At 45.7% G+C, this 24686-nt stretch carries 19 protein-coding genes; 13 read left to right on the top strand and 6 right to left on the bottom strand.

Annotation, left to right across the window (positions count from 1 at the left end; translation table 11 throughout):
• Window positions 1-240: 240 nt before the first annotated feature.
• Together ppc and argE are read right to left on the bottom strand one after the other, a co-directional pair.
• Window positions 241-2874 carry a phosphoenolpyruvate carboxylase gene (gene ppc, locus CBX98_RS23505; RefSeq protein ID WP_109170362.1) on the bottom strand — a complete coding sequence of 878 codons (2634 nt, stop codon included), beginning with the start codon at window positions 2872-2874 and terminating at the stop codon, window positions 241-243.
• A gap of 272 nt (window positions 2875-3146) precedes the next feature.
• Entirely contained in the window at window positions 3147-4283 is a 1137-nt protein-coding gene (argE, locus tag CBX98_RS23500) for an acetylornithine deacetylase (RefSeq protein WP_012841347.1), read from the bottom strand.
• A 144-nt stretch (window positions 4284-4427) separates the two neighbouring features.
• Here argE and argC point away from each other — a divergent pair, with 144 nt between their 5' ends.
• The 4 genes from argC (at window position 4428) to argH (ending at window position 9672) form a co-directional block, all read left to right on the top strand.
• Window positions 4428-5432 carry an N-acetyl-gamma-glutamyl-phosphate reductase gene (argC, locus tag CBX98_RS23495; protein ID WP_109170361.1) on the top strand — a complete coding sequence of 335 codons (1005 nt, stop codon included), beginning with the start codon at window positions 4428-4430 and terminating at the stop codon, window positions 5430-5432.
• A 21-nt stretch (window positions 5433-5453) separates the two neighbouring features.
• Complete coding sequence (gene argB / locus CBX98_RS23490; protein WP_109170360.1) at window positions 5454-6245, top strand: acetylglutamate kinase; 792 nt, start codon at window positions 5454-5456, stop codon at window positions 6243-6245.
• Window positions 6246-6329: 84 nt separating this feature from the next.
• Window positions 6330-7544 carry an argininosuccinate synthase gene (locus CBX98_RS23485; protein WP_109170359.1) on the top strand — a complete coding sequence of 405 codons (1215 nt, stop codon included), beginning with the start codon at window positions 6330-6332 and terminating at the stop codon, window positions 7542-7544.
• Between the two features lie 253 nt (window positions 7545-7797).
• A complete protein-coding gene (argH, locus tag CBX98_RS23480; RefSeq protein ID WP_104971008.1) occupies window positions 7798-9672 on the top strand; it encodes an argininosuccinate lyase in 1875 nt (624 codons plus the stop codon).
• Window positions 9673-9878: 206 nt separating this feature from the next.
• Here the strand turns inward: argH and CBX98_RS23475 are convergent, their stop codons facing one another.
• From CBX98_RS23475 to CBX98_RS23460, 3 genes are all read right to left on the bottom strand, one after another.
• Window positions 9879-10148: a DUF3624 domain-containing protein gene (locus CBX98_RS23475; protein ID WP_012841349.1), complete on the bottom strand. Its 270-nt coding sequence runs from the start codon at window positions 10146-10148 to the stop codon at window positions 9879-9881.
• 390 nt (window positions 10149-10538) lie between these two features.
• Window positions 10539-12011, bottom strand: a complete 1473-nt coding sequence (locus CBX98_RS23465) for a dihydrolipoyl dehydrogenase (protein WP_109170358.1) — start codon at window positions 12009-12011, stop codon at window positions 10539-10541.
• Between the two features lie 192 nt (window positions 12012-12203).
• The gene (locus CBX98_RS23460) at window positions 12204-12932 is read right to left on the bottom strand and encodes a redoxin family protein (protein WP_109170357.1); all 729 of its coding nucleotides are present in this window, start codon (window positions 12930-12932) and stop codon (window positions 12204-12206) included.
• A gap of 170 nt (window positions 12933-13102) precedes the next feature.
• Between CBX98_RS23460 and oxyR the strand changes: the two genes are divergently transcribed.
• Window positions 13103-14014, top strand: a complete 912-nt coding sequence (gene oxyR / locus CBX98_RS23450; RefSeq protein WP_005395720.1) for a DNA-binding transcriptional regulator OxyR — start codon at window positions 13103-13105, stop codon at window positions 14012-14014.
• A gap of 51 nt (window positions 14015-14065) precedes the next feature.
• Here oxyR and CBX98_RS23445 read toward each other — a convergent pair whose 3' ends face one another.
• Window positions 14066-16627, bottom strand: a complete 2562-nt coding sequence (locus CBX98_RS23445; protein ID WP_074191325.1) for a PBP1A family penicillin-binding protein — start codon at window positions 16625-16627, stop codon at window positions 14066-14068.
• Between the two features lie 143 nt (window positions 16628-16770).
• Between CBX98_RS23445 and pilM the strand changes: the two genes are divergently transcribed.
• The 8 genes from pilM (at window position 16771) to CBX98_RS23405 (ending at window position 24617) form a co-directional block, all read left to right on the top strand.
• Window positions 16771-17787, top strand: a complete 1017-nt coding sequence (gene pilM / locus CBX98_RS23440; protein WP_109170356.1) for a type IV pilus assembly protein PilM — start codon at window positions 16771-16773, stop codon at window positions 17785-17787.
• A complete protein-coding gene (locus tag CBX98_RS23435; RefSeq protein ID WP_046874634.1) occupies window positions 17771-18346 on the top strand; it encodes a PilN domain-containing protein in 576 nt (191 codons plus the stop codon). The genes pilM and CBX98_RS23435 overlap by 17 nt, the downstream gene beginning before the upstream one ends.
• Window positions 18339-18932, top strand: a complete 594-nt coding sequence (gene pilO / locus CBX98_RS23430) for a type 4a pilus biogenesis protein PilO (RefSeq protein WP_012841351.1) — start codon at window positions 18339-18341, stop codon at window positions 18930-18932. Before CBX98_RS23435 ends, pilO begins: the two co-directional genes overlap by 8 nt.
• Window positions 18922-19437, top strand: a complete 516-nt coding sequence (locus CBX98_RS23425) for a pilus assembly protein PilP (RefSeq protein ID WP_005395715.1) — start codon at window positions 18922-18924, stop codon at window positions 19435-19437. The genes pilO and CBX98_RS23425 overlap by 11 nt, the downstream gene beginning before the upstream one ends.
• 25 nt (window positions 19438-19462) lie before the next feature.
• Window positions 19463-21211: a type IV pilus secretin PilQ family protein gene (locus CBX98_RS23420; protein ID WP_172606019.1), complete on the top strand. Its 1749-nt coding sequence runs from the start codon at window positions 19463-19465 to the stop codon at window positions 21209-21211.
• A gap of 187 nt (window positions 21212-21398) precedes the next feature.
• A complete protein-coding gene (gene aroK / locus CBX98_RS23415) occupies window positions 21399-21917 on the top strand; it encodes a shikimate kinase AroK (RefSeq protein WP_005381319.1) in 519 nt (172 codons plus the stop codon).
• A gap of 32 nt (window positions 21918-21949) precedes the next feature.
• The gene (gene aroB, locus CBX98_RS23410) at window positions 21950-23050 is read left to right on the top strand and encodes a 3-dehydroquinate synthase (protein WP_005395712.1); all 1101 of its coding nucleotides are present in this window, start codon (window positions 21950-21952) and stop codon (window positions 23048-23050) included.
• A 52-nt stretch (window positions 23051-23102) separates the two neighbouring features.
• Complete coding sequence (locus CBX98_RS23405; RefSeq protein ID WP_006743221.1) at window positions 23103-24617, top strand: AAA family ATPase; 1515 nt, start codon at window positions 23103-23105, stop codon at window positions 24615-24617.
• Window positions 24618-24686 lie beyond the last annotated feature (69 nt).

The raw sequence follows: 24686 nt of genomic DNA, 5'->3' as shown, positions 1-24686 counted from the left end.
TTATGAGCTCTCAGCAGGCAAGTAGTATATAAATAATAAGCATGAAGTGGAATAGTAGGACAAAATTACCCTAAAAAACTAACATAATAATCAATAGTGTTAACTTGTGGTTTTTTATTCTTTTTGTGTGGTAATTTTTGGGTTTTTTATAGTTTATTAAACTGCCTTTTGGTTGCGCAATTATCCAGCGCCAAAAAAAAGCTGAGCACTTGCTCAGCTTTTTTATTACAAATGAAGCGATTAGCCTGTGTTGCGCATGCCAGCTGCAATACCAGCAATTGTCACCATTAGTGCTTCTTCTAGGTTTGCAGATGCTTCTTCGGTTTGGCGTGTACGGTATAGCAACTCGGCTTGTAGCATGTTCAATGGCTCAACGTAGATGTTGCGCAAGCGAATTGATTCGAGTCCCCAAGGGTCATGCTGCATCAAGTTTTCGTTGTTCTCTACATTCAGTACTGCTTTGATATCTTCTTGAAGCTGAGCGCGAAGCTTTTCACCGAGTGGACGGAGTGATTCATCCACCAATCGCTCATCGTAATAGCGAGAAATATCGATATTACACTTCGAGTACACCATTTCTAACATGCCAAGGCGAGTCGAGAAGAACGGCCATTCACGACACATCTCTTCGAGCAGCGCTTGGTGACCTTTATCGATCGAGTATTGAATTGCTTCACCCGCACCTAACCATGCTGGAAGTACCAAACGATTTTGGCTCCATGAGAAGATCCACGGGATTGCACGTAAGCTTTCCACTCCGCCCTTCGGATTACGTTTTGCAGGACGAGAGCCAAGTGGCAACTTACCGAGCTCGAGCTCTGGTGTCGCTTGACGGAAGTAAGGCACAAAATCAGGCTCGCCGCGAACTACGTTGCGATAAGACTCGCAGCTAACTTCTGATAGCACTTCCATTAAGTCGCGCCATTCTTGTTTTGGCTCTGGTGGTGGCAATAGGTTGGCTTCTAGAATCGCGCTCGCGTAAAGGTTAAAACTGTTTACGGCGACATCTGGAAGGCCCAGTTTAAAGCGGATCATCTCGCCCTGTTCTGTTACGCGCAAACCACCTTTCAAGCTTTTTGGTGGTTGAGACAGAAGTGCTGCGTGTGCTGGCGCGCCGCCGCGGCCTACTGTACCGCCACGACCGTGGAATAGAGTCAGTTCAACACCTTCTTCTTCCGCCACTTTTACTAACGATTCCATCGCATGGTACTGAGCCCAGCCTGCAGACATGACACCCGCATCTTTCGCTGAGTCAGAGTAACCAATCATGACCATTTGGTGGTTTTGGATAAAGCCACGGTATAGGTCGATACCCATCAGCTGTTTGATGACCGATTCTGCATTGTTCAAGTCGTCTAGAGTCTCGAATAACGGGCAAACATCCATACGATATGGGCAGCCTGCTTCTTGCAGAAGTAGGTGGACTGCTAACACATCCGATGCAGTGCGTGCCATAGAAATTACGTAGGCACCGAATGCTTCACGCGGTTGTGCTGCAATAATCTTACAGGTGTCCAAAACCTCTTTGACAGGTTCTGATGGTTCCCAATCACGAGGCAGAAGAGGACGCTTAGATGCGAGTTCGTTGGTTAGGAAAGCAATCTTATCTTGCTCGCTCCATTGTTCGTAATCACCAATGCCTAAGTAGCGGGTTAATTCAGACAATACGTCTGAATGACGCGTGCTCTCTTGGCGGATATCAAGTCGAACAAGATGAATACCAAATGCTTTTACGCGGCGCAATGTATCTAGTAGAGAGCCATTTGCGATCACACCCATGCCACATTCATTTAGCGACTGGTAACAGGCATACAGAGGTTCCCAAAGTTGCTCGACTTTTTGCAACGGAGCTTTAACGGCCAGTTTTTGACCATGGATCTTAGCATCGAGAATATCTTTGGTTTCGTTCAATAGTGAGCGAAGTTGTTTCAGGATCGCACGATATGGTTCGTGCTGATCTTCGCCAGCAAGCTCACGAACTTGGTCGTTTGAAACCGTCATAGACAGTTCACTGATCAACTCGTTGATGTCATTGAGATAAAGATCTGCGGCTTTCCAACGAGACAGAAGCAATACTTCACGTGTCACGCTATGAGTGACGAACGGGTTACCGTCGCGGTCGCCCCCCATCCAAGAAGAGAAGTGCACAGGGCGCGCATCAATTGGTAAACCTTCACCCAAGTAAGACTTCAGACGATCATTCATTTCACGTAAGAAGTCTGGCACCGCTTCCCATAGTGAGTTTTCAACGACTGCAAAACCCCATTTTGCTTCATCCAGCGGAGTAGGGCGCTGTTGTCGAATTACGTCAGAATGCCAGCTTTGTGCGATAAGTTGCTCTAAGCGACGCTCGGTTTTCTTGCGCTCTTTAGAAGAAAGATCACTCAGTTCCAACTTTGATAAGCACTCGTTGATCTTGACCAATTTGTTGATCATCGTGCGACGCGTGATTTCCGTTGGGTGAGCCGTCAATACCAATTCAATATTCAGATCACGAACCGCTTGCGCAGTGTCCAGTTTGCTCACATCGTTTTGTACCAGTTTAGAAAACAGCGAGTTAATCGCGTCTGGTTCACAGATGTGTTCTTCACAGTGGCGTGAAATCGTGTGGTATTGCTCAGCAATATTGGTGAGATTTAGAAATTGGTTAAACGCACGGGTAACGGGCGTTAGTTGCTCATCAGGTAAATGTTTGATTTCTTCGATCAAGCTGTCCCTGTCTGCTTGATTTCCTGCTTGAGCTGATTTGGATAATTTACGAATGGTTTCCACTTTCTCGAAGATTTCTTCGCCATGGGCATCGCGAATGGTGTTACCCAATAAGTGGCCTAACATGCGCACATTACTTTTGAGTGCGGCGTATTTCTCGTTCATTGTCGTCCTGCCTCGTAAAAAAACTACATCCATTGTCCTTGTTAAGACTCCAATCTAGCGAAAAGCACCAGTTATAGTCAAATAAAGCAGACTAAGTTTGCAATTATTCCGCTGTCTCCTGATTTAGAGCAAATTTACGGCAGCTGTAGAATAAGAAGTGAAAATTAATTACAAAATAACAAGTTAAAGAAGTGTTAAGGCTAGCGCCAAATTGTGAAGATAAAAAGATGCAGCTCAATCGAGCTGCACTGACTTTTGAGTTTATTCGTGTATTAACAGCAATACTTGACCATTGCCTTTGAAAGCACATCAATTGTGGGATCGATAAAATCAAATGAGAGAAACTCATCCGGTTGGTGCGCTTGGTCAATTGAACCGGGGCCGAGAACTAAGGTTGGACAGAGCTGTTGTAAGAAGGGCGCCTCAGTACAGTAGTTCACGGTTTCTGAACTGGTTTGGCAGATCTCTTCAACACCACCGATAAATGGGTGGTCATGTTGGCATTCGTAACCCGGAATTGGTTCATGTAAGGGAATTATCTCCAAGCGTCCAGGCCACTTTGCTTCGACTTCTTTTAATGCTCCGCGCAGCATATTTTCTAGGCCATCCAGGCTGATCCCTGGTAGTGGGCGAACATCATAGTGCAGCTCACAGCAACCACAAATACGGTTAGCGCTGTCACCACCGTGAATGTGTCCAAGGTTTAGGGTAGGGCTTGGAATGGCAAAACCCGGATGGTGGTATTCTTTCACCAATTTATCGCGCAGTTGCATCATGGCAAACATCACTTCATGCATGATCTCAATCGCGTTAACGCCTAAGGCAGGATCGGATGAATGGCCTGACTTACCCGTGACCCGAATTGCATTCGCCACATGACCTTTGTGGCCGCGAATAGGAACGAGGCTGGTGGGCTCACCAATAATGCAGTAATCCGGCTTAAAAGGGGCGTTTACGGTGAAATGTCGTGCACCCAACATGGTGGTTTCTTCGTCACAAGTGGCTAATACGTATAGCGGCTTGGTTTGCTTACTCCAGTCGACTTTTTTGACGGCTTCGTAAATAAAGGCAAAAAAGCCCTTCATGTCTGCCGTGCCTAAACCGTAAAAGCGGTTGTCTTTTTCAGTCAGCTTATGTGGATCAAAATTCCAGCGCCCTTGATCGAATGGCACGGTATCACTATGGCCAGCAAGTAAAAGGCCGCCTTCACCCTCTCCCATACGTGCGATCATATTGTGCTTGCCTGGCTCGACTTCGATCACTTCAACGCTAAAACCCAGATCTTTAAACCAAGATGCGAGTTTTTCGATGACTTTTGCATTGCCCTGATCCCAGCTCGGATCCGTGGAGCTGATAGAAGAGGTGCTGATGAGTCCTTCATAGACCTCTAGAAAAGTTGGTAATTGCATGGATTCTTCAAATCTCCTGTTGACAGACAGACCACAAAAATGTAAAACACATATTAAATCATATTTGATGAATAAAAAATCAAAATAAAGCAAAAATTAAATATGAATAGTCATTTGAGCCTTTAAGTATATGGATGTCACACAATGCTAAAAACCACGATTATTGGAGCCAGCGGTTACACCGGCGCAGAGTTAGCGTTAATGGTTAATAAACACCCACAACTCACGCTATCAGGTTTATATGTTTCCGCCAACAGTGTTGATGCAGGAAAGAATATCGCGCAGCTGCACGGTAAGTTAGCAGGCATCATTGATATGCCGGTCTCGCCACTAACGGATCCACTGCAAATCGCTCAAGAATCGGATGTGGTGTTTTTAGCAACGGCTCATGAGGTGAGCCACGATCTAGCCCCAACTTTCTTGGAGGCAGGCTGTCAGGTATTCGATTTATCGGGGGCATTCCGCGTCCAAAGTGAAGGTTTTTACAACACCTTTTATGGCTTCGAGCATCAACATAATAACTGGCTAGATAAAGCTGCATACGGTTTAGCAGAGTGGAACCAGGAATCAATTAAAACTGCTCCCTTAGTTGCTGTAGCAGGTTGCTACCCGACTGCTTCGCAGTTAGCCATCAAACCTCTACTCGAAAATGCATTAGTGGATACCAATCAATGGCCTGTCATTAACGCGACCAGCGGTGTGTCCGGAGCTGGGCGTAAAGCTTCTATGGTGAACAGTTTCTGTGAAGTGAGCTTGCAACCTTATGGTGTATTTACTCATCGTCACCAACCAGAAATTGCTCAGCACTTAGGTTGCGATGTGATTTTTACTCCTCACTTAGGCAACTTTAAACGCGGCATTCTTGCCACGATCACCATGAAGCTAGCATCAGGCGTTACAGAGCAACAAGTCGCTCAAGCATTTGAACAAGTTTATCTAGGAAAGCCTGCCGTGCGTTTAAAAGGCGATAGCATTCCACGTATTCAGGATGTCGAAAATACCCCTTTCTGCGATATCGGCTGGAAGGTACAAGGTGAACACATCATTGTGATTTCAGCCATCGACAATCTACTCAAAGGTGCATCAAGTCAAGCGATGCAATGTCTCAATATTCATTATGGTTACCCAGAACTGACAGCGTTGCTGTAGTCGTTGAAAGAGGGAAATGCGATGACGCAAACCAATCAAGCTCCTTTAGTCATTAAGCTAGGCGGTGCAGCTCTATCTTGCACTCAAACCTTAAGCCAACTTTTTGGTGCCATTGCGGCTTACCAAAAATCGGCACAGCGACAAATCGCCATCGTTCATGGCGGTGGCTACCTAGTTGATGAGTTGATGGCAAAGCTTCAGCTTGAAACCGTAAAGAAAAACGGTTTACGCGTAACGCCTTACGATCAAATTCCGGTGATTGCAGGCGCACTTGCAGGCACAGCGAATAAGCTACTTCAAGGCCAAGCCATCGCAGATGGACTCAATGCAGTAGGTCTTAGCCTTGCGGATGGTGGTTTGTGTCTTGTTGAAGAACTTGACCCAGAGTTGGGCGCGGTAGGTAAAGCATCACCGGGTGATTCAACGCTATTACAAGCGGTACTAAACACAGGCGCACTGCCGATCATCAGTTCAATTGGCTTAACCACAGATGGCCAGATGATGAATGTGAATGCTGACCAAGCCGCAGTCGCGGTTGCGGGCGCATTAGATGCGGAGTTGGTCCTGCTATCAGACGTGAGTGGTGTATTAGATGGAAAAGGCCATTTGATCAAAACTCTGTCGGAACAACAAGCGAGCATGTTGATCGATGGACATGTGATCACAGACGGCATGATCGTCAAAGTTAAAGCTGCTTTGGAGGCGGCCAATGATCTTGGTCGCCCTATCGAAGTCGCGACCTGGCGTTACCCAGAAAAATTAGTACAGCTATTCGCTGGTGAAAGTATTGGAACGCAATTTTTGCCTCAATAAGCATCAGCAAAAGAATTCAATATTAGGAAGTAGTAGTTGGCACTGACCGCCGAGCGCAGCGCCAGTTAAGTTTGGAGAAGAGAGATGAGCAAAGTGAACGTAAATAAAGTGGTAGTCGCATACTCAGGCGGTCTAGATACCTCAGTAATTATCCCGTGGCTAAAAGAGAACTACGATTGTGAAGTCGTTGCTTTCGTTGCCGATGTTGGTCAAGGCGCAGAAGAGCTAGAAGGTATTGAAGCGAAAGCGAAAGCTTCAGGTGCTTCTGAGTGTTACATCGCTGACTTGAAAGAAGAAATGGTCGCAGACTACATTTACCCAACGCTAAAAACCGGCGCGTACTATGAAGGTAAGTACCTGCTGGGTACATCAATGGCGCGTCCAATTATTGCTAAAGCACAGGTTGAAGTCGCACGTAAAGTGGGCGCGGACGCATTGTGTCACGGCTGTACAGGTAAAGGTAATGACCAAGTTCGTTTCGAAGGCGCATTCGCAGCACTAGCACCAGATCTACAAGTGATTGCCCCTTGGCGTGAATGGGACCTAGTGAGCCGTGAAGAATGTTTGGATTACCTAGCTGAGCGTAACATTCCTTGTTCAGCGTCTCTTACTAAGATCTACTCACGTGATGCAAACGCATGGCACATTTCCACTGAAGGTGGCGTCCTAGAGGATACGTGGAACGCACCAAACGAAGATTGCTGGGTATGGACTGTAGACCCAGAGCAAGCACCAAATGAAGCGGAATACGTCACGCTGAAAGTAGAAAAAGGTGAAGTGGTCGAAGTTGATGGTGAAGCGATGACACCATACAACGCGTTGGTTTACCTAAACGAAAAAGGTGCGAAGCACGGTGTTGGTCGTATTGATATCGTGGAAAACCGTCTAGTAGGAATGAAATCTCGTGGCTGCTACGAAACACCGGGAGGCACCATCATGATGGAAGCGCTGCGTGCCGTTGAACAGCTCGTGCTAGACAAATCATCATTCGAATTCCGTGAAGAGCTGGGGCTAAAAGCGTCTCACCTTGTGTACGATGGTCGTTGGTTTACGCCGCTATGTAAGTCGATCCTTGCCGCTTCAGAAGAGCTAGCGCAAGACGTGAATGGTGAAGTGGTTGTTAAGCTCTACAAAGGCCAAGCCACGGTAACGCAAAAATGTTCTGACAACAGCTTGTACTCAGAAGAGTTCGCAACTTTTGGTGAAGATGAGGTTTACGACCAAAGCCATGCGGGTGGTTTCATCCGTCTTTACTCGCTATCAAGCCGTATCCGTGCGTTGAACAGCCAGAAGAAATAATCTCTCCACATCTCGGATTGAGTAAAGACCTGCTATTGGATAGCAGGTCTTTTTTGTTGGCTTACGTCTATGAGCACAAAGATGCAAATACATTCCTTTTGAATATATATGTAAAAATATTGAATTTATACTTTATTTTTTGTCGAAATTGCCGTAACGTTGACCCATAAGAAAAAGTGAGCAAATGACCATCAAATTGGTTACTACTCATTCGAGAACGTTAGAGTAAGCAATAGTCATCAGGAGAAACGCAATGGCATTATGGGGCGGAAGATTTACCCAAGCGGCAGACACTAGATTTAAAGAGTTTAACGATTCGTTGCGTTTTGACTACCGATTGGCTGAGCAAGACATCGTAGGTTCAATCGCATGGTCTAAAGCTCTGCTTTCTGTAGATGTTCTATCGGCAGAAGAACAGCAAAAGCTGGAACTTGCTTTAAACGAGCTGAAGTTAGAAGTGATGGAAGATCCTCATCAAATTCTTCGTTCAGATGCAGAAGATATCCACTCTTGGGTTGAACAGCAGCTGATTAGTAAAGTGGGAGATTTAGGTAAAAAGCTCCACACTGGGCGTTCTCGTAATGACCAAGTAGCGACAGACCTAAAACTTTGGTGTCGTCAGCAAGGCCAGCAACTGTTGATTGCTTTAGATCGTCTGCAAGCACAAATGGTTCATGTTGCTAAGCAGCACCAAGGCACTGTATTGCCTGGCTATACTCATCTTCAGCGCGCTCAACCTGTCACCTTTGCTCACTGGTGTTTGGCTTATGTTGAAATGTTCGAGCGTGACTACTCTCGTCTGAATGATGCCTTACAGCGTCTCGACACTTGTCCACTTGGCTCGGGTGCTTTAGCTGGCACGGCTTATCCGATTGATCGTGAACAATTAGCTCATAACCTTGGTTTCCACCGCGCTACGCGTAATTCACTCGATTCGGTTTCGGATCGTGATCATGTGATGGAACTGATGTCGGTGGCCTCGATTTCTATGTTGCACCTTTCTCGTCTTGCAGAAGATATGATCTTCTACAACTCAGGGGAGTCTAACTTTATTGAGTTAGCGGATACGGTGACGTCTGGTTCGTCATTGATGCCACAGAAGAAAAACCCGGATGCACTTGAGTTGATCCGTGGTAAGACAGGGCGTGTCTATGGCGCATTATCGAGCATGATGATGACAGTGAAAGCCCTACCATTGGCGTACAACAAAGACATGCAAGAAGATAAAGAAGGGTTGTTTGATGCGTTAGACACATGGAATGATTGCATGGAAATGGCAGCGCTGTGTTTTGATGGCATTAAAGTAAATGGTGAGCGTACGCTTGAAGCTGCGAAGCAAGGGTATGCGAACGCGACTGAGTTAGCTGATTACTTAGTGGCGAAAGGCATCCCATTCCGTGAGGCGCACCATATTGTGGGCGTGGCGGTGGTAGGGGCAATTGACAAAGGTTGCGCGCTGGAAGAATTGTCTCTGCAAGAGCTAAAAGCCTTCTCTGAGGTGATTGAAGATGATGTGTATGACATTCTGACAATAGAGTCTTGTTTGGAAAAACGTTGTGCGCTGGGTGGCGTTTCGCCTCACCAAGTCGCTTATGCGGTAGAGCAAGCGGATAAACGTCTGAGCCAGCGTGACAGCTCGGCAGTGAAAGTGCGTCCTGCACGTTTGACGGACATTGAAACACTAGAGGGCATGGTGGCTTATTGGGCGAACCTCGGTGAGAATCTACCCCGCTCTCGTAATGAGCTCGTGAGAGATATAGGCTCCTTCGCGGTGGCTGAGCATCATGGTGAAGTGACAGGTTGCGCTTCTCTATATGTGTATGACTCAGGGTTGGCTGAAATACGCTCTCTTGGTATCGAAGCGGGCTGGCAAGGCCAAGGGCAGGGCAGTGCAATCGTAAATCACTTGGTTGAGAAAGCACGTCAAATGGCGATAAAGAAGGTCTTTGTCCTCACTCGAACGCCAGAGTTCTTTATGAAGCAGAGCTTCTTACCAACATCGAAGTCGCTGTTGCCAGAAAAAGTCTTGAAAGATTGCGATCAGTGTCCACGTCAGCACGCGTGTGATGAAGTGGCGCTAGAGATCAATTTAATGGAGCAAGTGATCCAAAAATCGCATGTGGCATGAGCTGAAATTTCGGAGTGATTTTATTAGCATTCAATGACATAGTTATTTTCTGATTCACTTACATCAGTATTTGCTAAAAAAATCGAAAAAATTTGGAACCTTTGAGAGGAAGCTCGGTCTATTAAAGTACCACTGCTTTTTCTTAGAAGAATCTAAGAGAGCCCCAGAACTGATATTGGTTTTGGGGCTTTTTTCTATCTGCCACTTTACTCTTTTTTATCCGTCTCTTTTCGTCCTCGCCGACGTTGCCACGGCAAGATGACAAAACGCATCCATAAGTGCAAAAACAATAAAATATTGAAAGCGAAACCAGCAAAGATCAAAGCGATCGACTCGATGCTTTGTGGATCATCTTTGAACGCAAACCACCACACAATCCAGCACAGTACCGAAAGCACCGTTAACTGATCCAAGCATCGTTGGCAACGCCCAAGCTTTTTCCAAAACCAATGTTCCTCGCAACGGCGACAAGTCATAGTGTTTTCCAAGGCATCAGTGTTGCTTCAGATTATATACCCAACACAAAGAGAGAAAGCGTTTTTTGTCGCAGCTTAGAGCGCAGGAACACAACCAAAAATGGAAAGTTAGCTTTGTAGAGCTTATGTGGCACGTGATTGATGTATGGTGCGCTGTCAGTCTTTAATAGGAAAAATAATCATGTCGACAGAATTGAAATTTGCGCTGAGTATCGCTGGTGGCTTTTTTACGATCGGTGTAGTCGCGATCATCATGGTAAGTCGTTACGCAATGATGGCAGTGTAGTACTTATGTAATCGCCTCAAAGTAGTCAACAGAAAGCCTCGTTAATCACGAGGCTTTCTGTTTTGTTTGGTATGTAAAGACTGGCTCGATTGAGCATGAAAGCGTTAGCAACCAGGCCCACAGTCAAGGCAATGTTTCACCATTTCTGGCCCTAAGTGTAGTTTTGCATTCAAATCACGTAGAGCGGTGCGGACACCCTCTTCGATCACTGGATGATAGAAGGGCATATCTAGCATCTCAGAAATCGTCATTCTATTTTGGTGTGCCCAAGCCAAAAGATGCGCGAGGTGTTCTGCGTTCGGCCCCATCATCTCTGCACCTAAAAAGCGTCCAGTACCTTGCTCGCCATAGACATGTAACATCCCTTTGTTTCGTAGCATGACACGCGAACGTCCTTGATTCTCAAACGAGACTTCGCCAGTAACAAAACAACCACAGCTTCCTAAGCGAGTTTCCAGTTGTTTGAAAGTTTCACCGACCATAGCTATTTGCGGATCGGAGAATACAGCTGAAATTGGCGAACGACGCAGACCTGCACGAATATCCGGAAAGCGACCAGCATTATCACCAGCAATGCGACCTTGGTCAGCGGCTTCGTGCAGCAGTGGAATTTGGTTACTTGCATCACCTGCGATGAAGATGCTCTCTACCGAAGTTTGCAATGTATAGTGATCTGCGGTTGGTACGCCGCGTTCATCGAGGGTAATATTGGTGTTCTCGATCGCTAGCTTATCTACGTTAGGACGTCGTCCAGTGGCTGCTAAAACGTAATCAACAATAAAGGTTTCTAATTCGCCATCGTGGTTGATGAATTGGATTTCGACCTTGTCTTCGCTGTCATTGTCTGATGAAGCAATGCGCTTCATGCTTTCTACTTTTACATCGGCATCAAGATAGAACTCTTCTTTAAAAGTTTTATCGGCATAAGCCATCACCTCTGGATCTGTCAGTGGACCAACTTGACCACCAAGACCAAAGAGCTTCACTTTCACCCCTAGGCGGTGCAATGCTTGACCGAGTTCAAGACCGATCACTCCAGGGCCAAATACCGCAACGGACTCAGGCAAATCATCCCAACCAAAGACATCATCATTAATTACGAGACGGTCACCCAACTCATTCCAAGCTGCTGGATAAGCAGGACGAGAGCCCGTCGCGATCACAATCCGTTTTGCGGTGACCTGAGTATGGTCATCTATGATAAGTGTATGATCATCGGCAAACTTCGCGTAACCTGACAACTTGTCGTCTGCGGGAATATCATCGACGCTTTCAAGCACAAAGCCAACAAAACGATCACGTTCGCGTTTTACACGATCCATGACTTCTTGTCCGTTAATGCGTATTTCACCTTGCGGATGGATCCCAAATCCAGGCGCTTTTTCGATTTGGTGGGCACTTTCTGCGGCCGCAATCAACAGCTTAGAGGGCATGCAACCGACGCGAGCACAGGTTGTTCCGTAAGGGCCGCCTTCAATCATTACTACGCTGTTAGTATGAGCTTTTGCTGCTCGATAAGCGCCAAGACCAGCAGTACCACCACCAATAATCGCTACGTCGACATTAACTTGTTTCATCGTGAACTCTCGCTTTTTGTTTTTAAGCCAAGCTAGCTACATTGAGCTTGGAGAGTGAATTGGGTCGTTGAATCTGTATAAGGAGTCACCTTATCGGTAGACGACTACTTATCTAGACTAGTAGAAGAAGTGAGTTAGGGTTGGCCTCCGAGCCAAAGGCGCCGGAGACCGAGGGTGTAGGCTATGGACAGCTTAGCCTAGATACGCTTCTAGCTCTTCGCTACCGCCGATGTGCTTGCCACCGATAAAGACTTGTGGAACAGTCGTGCGACCAGATATAGCTCGTAGACTAACTGTCGTTGCGTCTTTACCCAGAATCACTTCTTCATATTGAAGACCGTGGTCAATCAGGTTTTGTTTCGCTTTCATACAGAAAGGGCAGCCTGGTTTAGTGAACACCGTGATGGATTCTTGCGTTTTGTAGTCTGGCGCTATGTAGTTCAGCATGGTGTCTGCGTCTGACACTTTGAATGGGTCGCCAGGTTCGTTTGGCTCAATGAACATTTTTTCTACTACGCCATCTTTTATTAGCATGCTGTAACGCCATGAGCGTTTACCAAAGCCGATGTCGTTTTTATCCACTAACATGCCCATGCCATCGGTGAACTCACCATTACCGTCAGGAATGAAGGTGATGTTTTCTGCTTCTTGGTCTTGTTTCCATGCATTCATCACGAACGTATCATTGACTGAGACACAAATAATCTCATCCACTCCGTGCTCTTTAAATACAGGGAACAATTCGTTGTAACGAGGTAGATGGCTTGATGAACAGGTTGGAGTAAATGCACCCGGTAAGCTAAATACGATAACGGTCTTACCTTTAAATAGCTCATCAGTCGTTACATTCATCCAAGAGTCACCTTGACGAACTGGAAAAGTAACTTGAGGAACTTGTTGACCTTCTTTAGATACAAACATAATGATTTCCTTTAACTATTTTAAATTATGCGTATAGAGCTTAGCGTTTTTCTTTGCTCTGTTTCGTTCTGTTGAGCCCATTATTGTAAAAATCCTTTGATAGCTCTAATCGTTTGGTGTTATGGTTTTGATAGGTATTAGCTATTGTTAAAAGAAGCGAATTGTGAGTTATGAATATTCGAGATTTTGAGTACTTAGTTGCACTTGCGGAACATAAGCACTTTCGCAAAGCGGCAGAAGCATGTTTTGTTAGCCAACCAACATTGAGTGGACAAATTCGTAAGCTAGAGGATGAACTCGGTACCACGCTTTTAGAGCGAAGCAGCCGTCGCGTTTTGTTTACCGATTCAGGGTTGCAGTTGGTGGAGCAAGCTAAGCGTATCTTAAGTGAAGTGAAAACTTTTAAAGATATGGCGAGTGGTCAGAGCGGAGCAATGACTGGGCCTATGCATATCGGTTTCATCCCGACGGTAGGTCCGTATCTACTACCCAAAATTCTGCCGCAGATAAAAGAAGCATTTCCTGAACTGGAGCTGTTCCTGCACGAAGCTCAAACACATCAGTTGGTGCGTCAATTAGAAGAAGGTAAATTGGACTGCTTGGTCTTGGCTTCGGTTGATGAAACGGCACCTTTTAAAGAAATCGAAGTGTATAACGAGCCGTTAAGCGTTGCGGTGCCATGTGATCATGAGTGGGCCTCTCTCGACCATGTTGATATGTTGGAGTTGAATGGTAAAACCGTTTTAGCGCTAGGAGACGGTCACTGTCTTCGTGATCAAGCGTTAGGTTTCTGTTTTGCTGCCGGAGCGAAAGACGATGAACGCTTTAAGGCAACCAGTTTGGAGACACTGCGGAATATGGTCGCTGCTGGTGCTGGGATTACGTTATTGCCTCAGCTTTCTATCCCCAATGAGAAGCAAAAAGATGGCGTGTGCTATGTACCAGCCGTTAACCCTACGCCTTCGCGCAATATAGTCCTTGTATATCGCCCGGGCTCACCACTGCGTGCAAGGTTTGAAGCTTTGGCGGCGAAGATTAAAGAAGTATTGGCTTCTTATCCTTCATTGAACGCCGCGGCGTAAAAGCCGACATAAAAAAGGGAGAGCGAATGCTCTCCCTTTTGCTTTAGTGATTTAGAAAAGCTCTTCTGCGCCAGAGCCGGAAGAATAAATACTGTCTTCCAAACGGTCTCCAGCGTATTCGGTAGGCTCAGTGCCTTTTTCAAAGTATTCGAACATCGATGTGCTGTCTACTTTGTGCGTTAGCATGCCAGTGTTGCGATCAATACGAACACGAATGATGTTATCTGGAATATTTTTACCTTGCTCAGGTGTTTCTTCTAGTGCAACGCGCATAAAGTCAATCCAAGCGGGTTCTGCGGTTTTCGCACCCGATTCGGCACCGGAAATTTGGCCTTTACCTAGGTTGCTATTAACCGTTGTGCGACCAAGGGCGCGTGAGTGATCATCAAAACCAACCCAAGCAATGGCAACAACACCAGGACCATAGCCGTTGTACCAAGCATCTTTGGAGTCATTCGTTGTACCCGTTTTACCACCGATATCACGACGCCCCAGTTTTTGTGCACGCCAGCCAGTACCGTTCCACCCCGTACCTTCACGCCAGTTACCACCACCCCAAATGTTGCTGTACATCATCTCACGCATCAAGAATGCGTTTTGCTCAGAGATAACTTGTGGAGCATATTGAGGTTCATCATTTTCCAGTGCGTTGTCTGTTGCCAAACCATCAATCGCGACGTCTTGTTCGCCAAACTCATCGGCATAGCGATTGTCTGGCTCATCGCTCATTTGTGGGCAATCCTTATGACAAACGCTTTTTGGATTCGCTTTAAACAGCACTTCACCGAATGCATCTTCCACGCGTTCTACGTAGAACGGTTCGACGTAATAACCTCCGTTCGCAAATACAGAGTAGCCTTGTGCCACTTTCATTGGTGTTAAGCTACCAGCACCGAGCGCGATGGTCTCTGAACGTGGTACTTGGTTAATATCAAAACCAAAACGAGTAAGGTACTGACGTGTTTCATCAAGGCCTACTTCACGCAGCGTACGCACTGCCATCACGTTCTTTGACTGAGCTAAGCCGAGGCGAAGGCGAGTTGGACCGCCATAGGTTGGTGGTGAGTTTTTAGGTCGCCAAGCCGAACCAGAACCTGCGTCCCATTTGTTAATCGGCGCATCGTTGATCAGAGTGGCTAAGGTAAGTCCCTTATCAATTGCAGCTGAGTAGATAAATGGTTTGATACTTGAGCCAACCTGACGCACTGACATAGTGGCACGGTTAAACTTACTATGAACAAAGTTAAAACCACCCACTAACGATAATATCGCACCATTTTCCGGGTTCATCGCGACAAACGCGGTGTTCGCTGTTGGCACTTGGCTCAGTTTCCAGCTTTGTGTCGTGTTGTCATCTTCATTGGTTTCGCTCACTTCGCGAACCCAAACTTGTTGACCCGTCGCTAGCACATCATGCGCTGATTTTGGTGTTGAACCTTGGCGGTTTTCGGTGATGTATTTACGTGCCCAATGCATTCCAGTCCAAGGAATGGTCTGCTCTTCATGGTTTTTAACCCAAACTTGCGCAGTTTTATCATCGACTTTTGTCACGACGGCAGGGTAAAGGTCACCATAAGTTGGTTGCTTCTTAAGGTGCTTTTCTATTTGCTCGCTGTTCCAAGCGGTTTCACCTTCTTTCCAAAGCACTTTCTCCGCACCGCGGTAGCCGTGACGTTCATCGTATGACAGCAGATTATTTACCACGGATGTATTCGCGGCATCTTGCAGTTTAGAGTCCACCGTCATGTAGATATTCAAGCCAGAGGTATAGGCTTCTTCTTCACCGTACTCTTTCACGGCCCATGCACGAGCTAGTTCTGCCACATAAGGAGCTGAAAGTTCAATTTCAGCACTGTGGTAACGCGCCACGATAGGTTCGTTGCGTGCTTCGTCATACTGTTCTTGCGTGATGTATTTTTCATCAAGCATTCGCATTAACACGACGTTACGGCGTTTTGTCGCACGCTCAAGAGAGTAAATTGGGTTCATCGTTGATGGCGCTTTTGGCATCCCTGCGAGTGTCGCAAGTTCGCTTAACGTCAATTCATCAAGGCTCTTACCAAAGTAAACTTGAGCGGCCGCACCAAAACCATATGAGCGGTAACCAAGGAAGATTTTATTGACATAAAGTTCCATGATTTCTTGCTTACTCAGAAGCTGCTCAATGTGGATAGCAATGAAAATCTCTTTAATCTTACGCATGATCTTCTTCTCATTAGATAAGAAGAAGTTACGAGCTAGCTGTTGCGTAATGGTACTTGCGCCCTGCTTGGCTGAACCTGAGATCGCAACTACAACGGCTGCACGAGTGATGCCGATAGGATCGATACCTGGGTGTTCGTAAAAACGGCTATCTTCGGTTGCGATTAGCGCATGAATTAAGTCTTGAGGAATTTCATCATAAGTAACAGGAATACGACGCTTTTCACCGAACTGTGCGATCAGCTTCCCGTCTTGACTAAACACCTGCATAGGTGTTTGTAATTCAACGTCTTTTAGAGTTGCAACATCTGGCAATTCAGGCTTCACGTACTGATAGAAGCCAAATATTGTGGTGACTCCAAGAATTATGCAAATCAATGTTAAAAATAATAAACGCTTTATGAACTTCACCGGAGAATCCCTGATTGGTTGAGGCTGTGTAACGGCAAACCCTTGTACTCTTAGGTCAAAAATTTAGCACATAGAGATATTAACTCTTATTTGGGTGCTAATAACAACCTTTGCACGAAGAAATTTCGGAGCGAGAGTAAGAGATGGATAAGCTAATCGTTACCGGCATCGATATAGGCCATAACAGCCTCAAAGCCGTAGTACTTAAACCCACAGGCAACAATTACGCTCTGTTGGGTTACAAAGAAATATTACTAAAGGAAGGTATTGTCGCTGAAAATAACACTATAAATCATCAAGAAATTGTAAAGACCCTAAAGCTGATTAAAAAAGAACTGCCTTTTGGTGCTAAAAAGGTCGCAATTTCAGTGCCTGATAATTCGGTGATCAGTAAAAAATTGCAAATAGAACAAAACCTTGAAGATAGCGAAGTTGAGTTTGCTGTGATTCAGGCATTTTCTCATCAATCGCCATTCCCTGTCGAAGAGCTGAGTTTAGACTTCGTCCGTCTTCGTGCAGAAGATGGGTTGCGTGGGACTGATAACTATCAAGTGTTTGCGACAAGAAAAGATGTGGTCGATAGTCGCGTGGATGCATTACAAAAATCCGGACTAAAACCCGTTTTAGTGGACGTGCATTCACAAAGTCTTGGTCATATCTGGAAGCTCACCGCCGATCGCTTTCCTGACAAAAATAAGTACTGCTTACTCGATATTGGCACCTCATCGAGCTCCTTTACCATGTTTACCGAACAAGGTGAGCTGTTTCACAAAGAGTTTGCTTGCGGCACACGCGGAGCAAACAGCCCTGTTCAAGATGATTTGATGTCCGATGATGCTCAGGAGAAAACAGAGCTGTTTAATCGCCAAATCGTGGAACGGGTGAAACGTCAGATGCAGCTCTACACCTCAATTAATGGCTCGCAAAATATCAAAGGTATCTGGTTATCAGGGGAAGGAGCTTCGACACCAATGCTCGCGGAAGACTTATCTCAGCAACTGTCACTAGAGTGTGAATTGCTAAACCCGCTAGGGCTATTTGAGATGAAGGTGTCCAAACGTAAACGTCGTGCCGCGGATTGGCAGCATTTCTCTACAGCCGCAGGACTCGCTATTCGTGGCATTCATTGGCTAGGAGGTGCGCGTGCTTTATCGCATTAATTTACTTCCTTGGCGAGAGAACCAAAGAGAAGAGCACCGACGTCGTTTCATTAGCTTGGTCGCGTTAGGCATGTTGGTCGCCATTGGTATTCAATGGGGTATTGGAAAGTTTTTTGAGTACCAACAAGATCAGCAGCAGGAGAGGCTTGATTACCTTACTCACTACATTGCTGAGCTCGACCAGCGTATTGAAGCAATGAAAATCGCCGAGCAAGAGCACAGCAAAATCCTCGAACGTTTAAAAGTGGTTGAAGGGTTACAAAACGGTAGAAACAAAACGACCGAGTTTATGAACTTGATGCCAGCCGTCATTCCTGAAGGTGTATATGTCGACAAGATCAAAATGAATGATCTGGAAATTGAGATCTCGGGGATCTCTGATAGCACTCCAAAACTTGCCACGATGCTGGACAACATGGAGCGTTCGGCCAAGTTGAATGATGTAGAAATGCACTCCATCGTTCACGGAAAAGCGCGTTTTGGAAAAGAGTTCCAAACGTTCAAAGTGTCTTTCATGTTCAAAGTGCCGGAGAAGAAAGTGGAGGCCCAGCATGGTTGATTGGCAGGATCTCGAAATAGATGAAATGGCAGAGTGGCCATTGTTGCCTCAGCTTGTGGTTATCGCGCTGCTGATTTTCCTAATTCAAGGTTTTGGCTATTGGTTTTACCTTAAGCCAAAAGAAGAGCAATTGAATAACTTGGTCCAGCAGGAGCAGACGCTCAAGGTGGCATTGAAGATCAAAGCGAACAAAGTAGCAGCATTGCCTCAGCTTCAATCTCAATTGGATGAACTCACCACGCGTTACGAATTATTGCTACAACAACTGCCCGCGCAAAAAGAGTTGGCTACGATGCTCGCTTCGGTGAATGAACTCGGTATCGACAATAAGTTGACCTTTACCCGTATCGACTGGGGTGAAAAGCAATCAGAGCATTTCCTCTATCGTCTTCCTTTAAACATTGAGTTAACGGGAGATTTTCATGACATCGGCCATTTTTCTCAGGCGATAGCAACGCTACCTCGAATCATCACGTTTAAAGATGTGACTTGGCAGCGTGTCAGCCAAGAAAGTGAAACTCTGCACTTTAGGGTACGAGCCAATACCTATCAGTTTAAGCCAGAGGAGACGAACAATGACAAGTAAGCACTTGTTACTGGTACTGATGGGGTCTCTGCTACTTGGATGTCAGGCGAATGATGAGTCATTAACGGATTTTATTCGAGGGGTGGAGAGTCAGGCGCGTCGAGATGTCGAGAAACTTAAGCCTGCAGATAAGTATGTTGCCGTCACGTACGCACCTGAAGTACAGCGTGCGCCCTTTGAGTTACCAAAAGAAGCCACGATCGCCACTCAGCCCGTTGCAAGAAAAGATTGCTGGCAACCTCCTTCAAGAAGGCGCACTGGCAAATTAGAAAAATTCCCATTAAGCCAATTACGTTTGAAAGGAGTTATGGGCATGGGTAATACGGTTTCTGGTCTCGTTCAGGCACCCAACGGCACCGTTTATAAAGTGAAGCCGGGGCAATACCTCGGACGCAACAATGGCAAAGTGACCCATGTCAGCCATTCCTATTTGTTAATTAATGAAACGTTGCCCGACGGCTTAGGGTGTTGGCAGAAGCGTAAAGTTAAGTTGGCTTTGAGATAGCCCCATTTATTTTTGATATTGAGTAATGAAAATGAGACAAGGATTAACACGTACACCAAGGATACTAACTGGGTTCTTCTCCTTATGGTTGTTTGTATTTTTAGCCCCTTTAGTGGCAGCAGAAGAAGTATCGTCTAATGCCTTAAAGAGTATCGATTTTCGCACTAATAAAGATAAAGACGCCGTTATTGTCGTTGAACTGGCGTCACCTGCCGCGATTGTTGATGTCAAACGCGTACAGGAAGGGTTAAGTATCGATTTGCTTAATACTTCGGTAAAAGACGAGCAACTGTATCTCCTAGACGTAAAAGATTTCTCGACTGTGGTTGAAAGCGTAGAGGTGTTTCGCGATACCTCAACTACGCGCTTGGTTGCGCACATCAATGAAGAATATACGCATGATTACCGTTTAACGGGGCGATTCTTGGAAATCAAAGTGGCTAAGATCAAACCCAATGAGAAAGCTCCGGATAAAAGCATTCTAGAAAAAGAAAGCAAGCTCATTTCGATTAACTTCCAAGATATTCCTGTACGTAACGTGTTACAGCTGATTGCTGACTACAACCAGTTCAACTTGGTTGTCTCAGACTCCGTAGAAGGTAACCTCACACTTCGTCTTGATGGTGTTCCGTGGCAGCAAGTGTTGGATATTATTTTGCAAGTTAAGGGGTTAGATAAGCGTGTTGATGGCAACGTGATTCTGGTTGCTCCAACAGATGAGCTTGATCTGCGCGAAAAACAGCAACTCGAAAAGCAGCAGCTAGAACAAACGATGGGAGAGCTTTCGTCTGAAATCATCAAGGTAAACTTCGCTAAAGCATCAGATATTGCAGAGATGATCAACGGAGAAGGGAACATCAGTATGTTGTCTGAGCGAGGCAGTATGACCATTGATGAGCGGACTAACTCGTTATTGATTCGTGAGCTACCTGAAAACATTGAAGTGATTCGAGAAATTATTGAATCTTTGGATATCCCGGTGAAGCAGGTTCAAATTGAAGCGCGTATTGTGACCATCAATGAAGGCAACATGGACGAGTTGGGAATTCGCTGGGGCTTTACCTCTATTAATGGCAATAACACGGTTGGTGGTTCTATCGAAAACAACCTTGCCACGATCGGTTTATATAACGGTGGTGGTGAAGGAGAAGACGGTGGTGACGGTGATGGAGTAGGTATCGATGACTTCCTAAACGTAAACTTAGCTGCAACCAGTCCAAACGCGACCAGCATTGCTTTTCAGGTTGCAAAATTAGGCTCAGACACCTTGTTAGACCTCGAGCTTTCTGCGCTGCAACAAGAGTCCAAAGCTGAGATTATCTCAAGCCCACGTTTGATCACTACCAATAAGAAGCCTGCCTATATCGAACAAGGTACCGAGATTCCTTATCTAGAGTCCTCATCAAGTGGTGCCACGACGGTAACGTTCAAAAAAGCAGTATTGAGTTTGAAGGTGACGCCACAAATTACACCGGATAACCGCCTTGTGTTGGACTTAAGCGTTACGCAAGATAGACCTGGACAAGTCGTGAAAACAGGTACTGGTGAAGCCGTTGCGATTGATACTCAACGTATCGGGACGCAAGTGTTAGTAAATAACGGTGAAACCGTCGTTCTTGGTGGTATTTTCCAGCACAGCATTACTAACTCGGTGGACAAAGTGCCTTTGTTAGGCGATCTGCCACTATTAGGTGCGCTTTTCCGTCGAAGTTATGAAAATGTTGGCAAAAGTGAGCTGTTAATTTTCGTCACCCCTAAGGTGGTGATTCAGTAGTTCTACCTCGTGAAAAACTGATTAAATCAAAAATAAAGTTGCAATAGTGGCACCATGCTTGGATAATTTCGGGTCTTATCACGAATTATCTGTGAGGAACTGGTGCCACAAGCCTTGTAGAACAGCGATTTAGCTGTGTTTTCTTGTGGCGATCTTATTGAATCAATGTTGTAAATTACTGCTAAACATGGCTGAGAAACGTAATATTTTCCTTGTTGGCCCAATGGGCGCCGGCAAAAGTACAATTGGTAGACATCTAGCACAGCAACTGCATATGGAGTTTGTTGACTCCGATACAGTGATCGAAGAACGCACTGGTGCAGACATCTCTTGGGTTTTTGATGTAGAAGGTGAAGAAGGCTTCCGCAAGCGTGAAGAAGCGGTACTTGAAGACCTAACACAAGAGCAAGGCATCGTGCTTGCGACTGGCGGTGGCTCTGTTAAGAGCAAAGAAAACCGTAATCGTCTTTCGGCACGTGGTGTTGTTGTTTACTTAGAAACGACGATTGAAAAGCAACTTGCGCGCACAAACCGTGACAAGAAGCGTCCTCTACTTCAAACGGACAACCCTCGCGAAGTATTGGAGCAATTAGCTGAAGAACGTAATCCTCTGTATGAAGAAGTAGCGGATTACACTGTTCGCACTGACGATCAGAGTGCAAAAGTGGTAGCCAACCAGATCGTAAAAATGCTAGAAGAGAGATAAGTTTTTATCTTTTTTTTAATTGGAGCAAACCGATGGAACGGATTACGGTCAACCTAGCTGAGCGTAGCTACCCAATCTCTATTGGCGCCGGGTTATTTGAGGACCCGGCGTACCTCTCTCAAGTTCTCTCAAACAAAAATGCAAAACAAAAAGTTGTTGTGATCAGTAATGTCACAGTGGCGCCTTTGTATGCTGACAAAATTTTAAAGCAACTCGAGCAGCTCGGTTGTAGTGCATCCTTGTTAGAATTGCCTGACGGCGAACAGTACAAAAACTTGGATGTGTTTAACCAAGTGATGAACTTCCTCCTCGAGGGGAATTACGCTCGTGATGTTGTGATCATCGCGTTAGGTGGTGGCGTTATTGGCGACCTTGTGGGTTTTGCTTCTGCCTGTTACCAGCGTGGGGTCGACTTTATTCAAATACCAACGACATTACTATCTCAAGTGGATTCTTCGGTGGGTGGAAAAACCGCGGTTAACCATCCGTTGGGTAAGAACATGATAGGTGCGTTTTACCAACCTAAAGCCGTGATCATCGATACCAACTGTTTATCGACGTTGCCTGAGCGTGAATTCGCAGCAGGTATCGCAGAAGTCATTAAGTACGGCATCATTTACGATGCAGACTTTTTTGTATGGTTGGAAGAAAACCTTGAACGCTTGTACGCGTTGGATGAAGAAGCGCTAACTTATGCCATTGCACGTTGCTGTGAAATAAAAGCGGAAGTGGTGGCTCTGGATGAGAAAGAATCGGGCATCCGCGCTCTGCTCAACTTAGGTCACACCTTTGGTCATGCGATTGAAGCTGAGCTTGGCTACGGCAATTGGCTGCATGGTGAAGCGGTTTCTGCTGGCACGGTTATGGCGGCCAAAACTTCGCATCTGCGCGGTCTTATCTCAGCAGAGCAATTTGAGCGTATTGTTGCGATTTTGCGTCGTGCCAAACTGCCTGTTCATACTCCAGAAAGTATGAGCTTCGATGACTTCCTCAAACATATGATGCGAGATAAAAAAGTCCTCTCTGGTCAATTAAGATTAGTTCTACCTACAGGCATTGGTAGTGCTGAGGTCATTGCTGATACGACACAAGACGTACTCAAACAGGCGATAGACTTCGGTCGCGATATTTAACCTTGTAATGGCGCCTTTGGGCGTCATTCTTGTAGTGTATTAAGGTTATTAGATGAGTGTTGCTCACGTTCTGGAATTAGATTCTCAAATCGAGTTGCTTGATAGGTTAGGATTGCTGACTAATTTTGGTTCCAATTTCATTGCGATTAATGGTCATGATGGTTATGGAAAATCTTGGTTAGCGCAGCGATACCTTGAAGTGGGTGCCAGTAACAAGAATCAATGTTTGTTACTTTGTCATTCTAATCAAGATGATGTGCAGCGCCGCATCCTTATTTTGAGTCAACTGGTTTCGGACGCATTGTTTAATCAGCAAGAGCCTTTACTTGATAGCCTCGAAAGACTATTGGGTGATGAGCCTTGTGATATCGCGATTGTGGTTGATGATGCGCATTTATTAAGTGAGACGCTCGTTTCAGAGCTTTGGATGCTGGTTTTAGAGGCGCATCATAAGCCGAATTGGACCATCAATGTCTTATTATTTACGCAGTCTGGGCGCTTAGAAGGATTGCTGTCACGTCTCAGTTACGGACAAGAGATAAAGCCTGTTGAGCTTGATATTGATATGTTGTCCGAAGTGGAAGCCCGTCGTTTCTTTGAATCACTTGTTGCGCGCTATGTTGATGATGAGGCGGAGAAGCGGGTTCGAGATGCATTTAAAAAAGTTGACCCAGTACCGGGTGACATCATGGCGTTAGGAGAGATGAAAGTGGAAAAAAGGATCATTATCCGCTCGATTGTCGGTTCACCGCTGAATATTGCGTTAGTGGTATTAGCATTACTGTTGCTTGCTGCTGGTGGCTATTGGTGGATGTATAATCAACCAAGCCCTGATGATAAAGCGCAGCAAATTGCTGGTAGTTTAGAGCAAACGGCTATTCCAACTTTTGAAGAGTCAGGAATCAGTGCTGCGCAGTCTTCACTACAATCTGTGACTGATGACACTAGCAGTGGCCTTGATGGCTCTGGCGCGATTGATGATTCTGATTCATTACCGCCAGCAGTAACGGAAGAAGTGGCGAGCGTTGGCAGTGATGACAATCAACAGAGAGTGGTGATTGAGTCGAATGTGGTCGATGCATTGCTTGAAGGTAAAGCTGATTCAGCAGACACAAAAGCGATTGATGATGTCGTGGGCGTTGAGAAGCAAGACGCCACTGATGAAACCAGCTCACCCTTAATAAAAGTCGTAAAACCAAATCAAGGTATGACGCAAACTTCTGCTCAGCCAGAAGAAGACGGTGCGAAGCAGTCTGTGGTTAAGTTTTCATTTGCTCGCGAAGAATTAAAAGCACTATCACCAAGAGCCTATACACTGCAGCTTGCTGCTATGACGTCAATGGACGATGTACAAGCCTTCCTCGATGAGCATCAGCTGAATAATCAAGTACGAATTTATCCTACCGTTCGCAATGACACCGAGTGGTATATCATCACATACCAAGATTATCCGACAATTCAAATGGCTCGCGATGCCGTTGCAAGCTTGCCTGATTCGGTTAAGTCGGTGAGTCCTTGGGCAAAATCACTCCGTCAGGTTCATCGCGAAATTGATCGAGTGAAATAAACCTGAGCTTCGCTGAAAAATATGTTACATTCCGCAGCCTTAATTTTTGGTCGATAGATAGAGCAGTAG

Source organism: Vibrio sp. T9, assembly GCF_003123985.1.
Classification (GTDB): Bacteria; Pseudomonadota; Gammaproteobacteria; order Enterobacterales; family Vibrionaceae; genus Vibrio; species Vibrio diabolicus.
The sequence above is the reverse complement of the archived record's forward strand: the minus strand, read 5'-3'. Positions and strand labels throughout refer to the sequence as shown.

Excerpts from the sequence above, each read along its gene's own strand:
- CBX98_RS23475 (WP_012841349.1), bottom strand. The coding sequence starts at position 10,148 with ATGACTTGTCGCCGTTGCGAGGAACATTGGTTTTGGAAAAAGCTTGGG.
- aroK (WP_005381319.1), top strand. The coding sequence starts at position 21,399 with ATGGCTGAGAAACGTAATATTTTCCTTGTTGGCCCAATGGGCGCCGGC.
- ppc (WP_109170362.1), bottom strand. The coding sequence starts at position 2,874 with ATGAACGAGAAATACGCCGCACTCAAAAGTAATGTGCGCATGTTAGGC.
- CBX98_RS23420 (WP_172606019.1), top strand. The coding sequence starts at position 19,463 with ATGAAAATGAGACAAGGATTAACACGTACACCAAGGATACTAACTGGG.
- oxyR (WP_005395720.1), top strand. The coding sequence starts at position 13,103 with ATGAATATTCGAGATTTTGAGTACTTAGTTGCACTTGCGGAACATAAG.
- argE (WP_012841347.1), bottom strand. The coding sequence starts at position 4,283 with ATGCAATTACCAACTTTTCTAGAGGTCTATGAAGGACTCATCAGCACC.
- CBX98_RS23405 (WP_006743221.1), top strand. The coding sequence starts at position 23,103 with ATGAGTGTTGCTCACGTTCTGGAATTAGATTCTCAAATCGAGTTGCTT.
- CBX98_RS23485 (WP_109170359.1), top strand. The coding sequence starts at position 6,330 with ATGAGCAAAGTGAACGTAAATAAAGTGGTAGTCGCATACTCAGGCGGT.
- aroB (WP_005395712.1), top strand. The coding sequence starts at position 21,950 with ATGGAACGGATTACGGTCAACCTAGCTGAGCGTAGCTACCCAATCTCT.
- pilM (WP_109170356.1), top strand. The coding sequence starts at position 16,771 with ATGGATAAGCTAATCGTTACCGGCATCGATATAGGCCATAACAGCCTC.
- argC (WP_109170361.1), top strand. The coding sequence starts at position 4,428 with ATGCTAAAAACCACGATTATTGGAGCCAGCGGTTACACCGGCGCAGAG.
- pilO (WP_012841351.1), top strand. The coding sequence starts at position 18,339 with ATGGTTGATTGGCAGGATCTCGAAATAGATGAAATGGCAGAGTGGCCA.
- argB (WP_109170360.1), top strand. The coding sequence starts at position 5,454 with ATGACGCAAACCAATCAAGCTCCTTTAGTCATTAAGCTAGGCGGTGCA.
- CBX98_RS23460 (WP_109170357.1), bottom strand. The coding sequence starts at position 12,932 with ATGTTTGTATCTAAAGAAGGTCAACAAGTTCCTCAAGTTACTTTTCCA.
- CBX98_RS23425 (WP_005395715.1), top strand. The coding sequence starts at position 18,922 with ATGACAAGTAAGCACTTGTTACTGGTACTGATGGGGTCTCTGCTACTT.
- CBX98_RS23465 (WP_109170358.1), bottom strand. The coding sequence starts at position 12,011 with ATGAAACAAGTTAATGTCGACGTAGCGATTATTGGTGGTGGTACTGCT.
- argH (WP_104971008.1), top strand. The coding sequence starts at position 7,798 with ATGGCATTATGGGGCGGAAGATTTACCCAAGCGGCAGACACTAGATTT.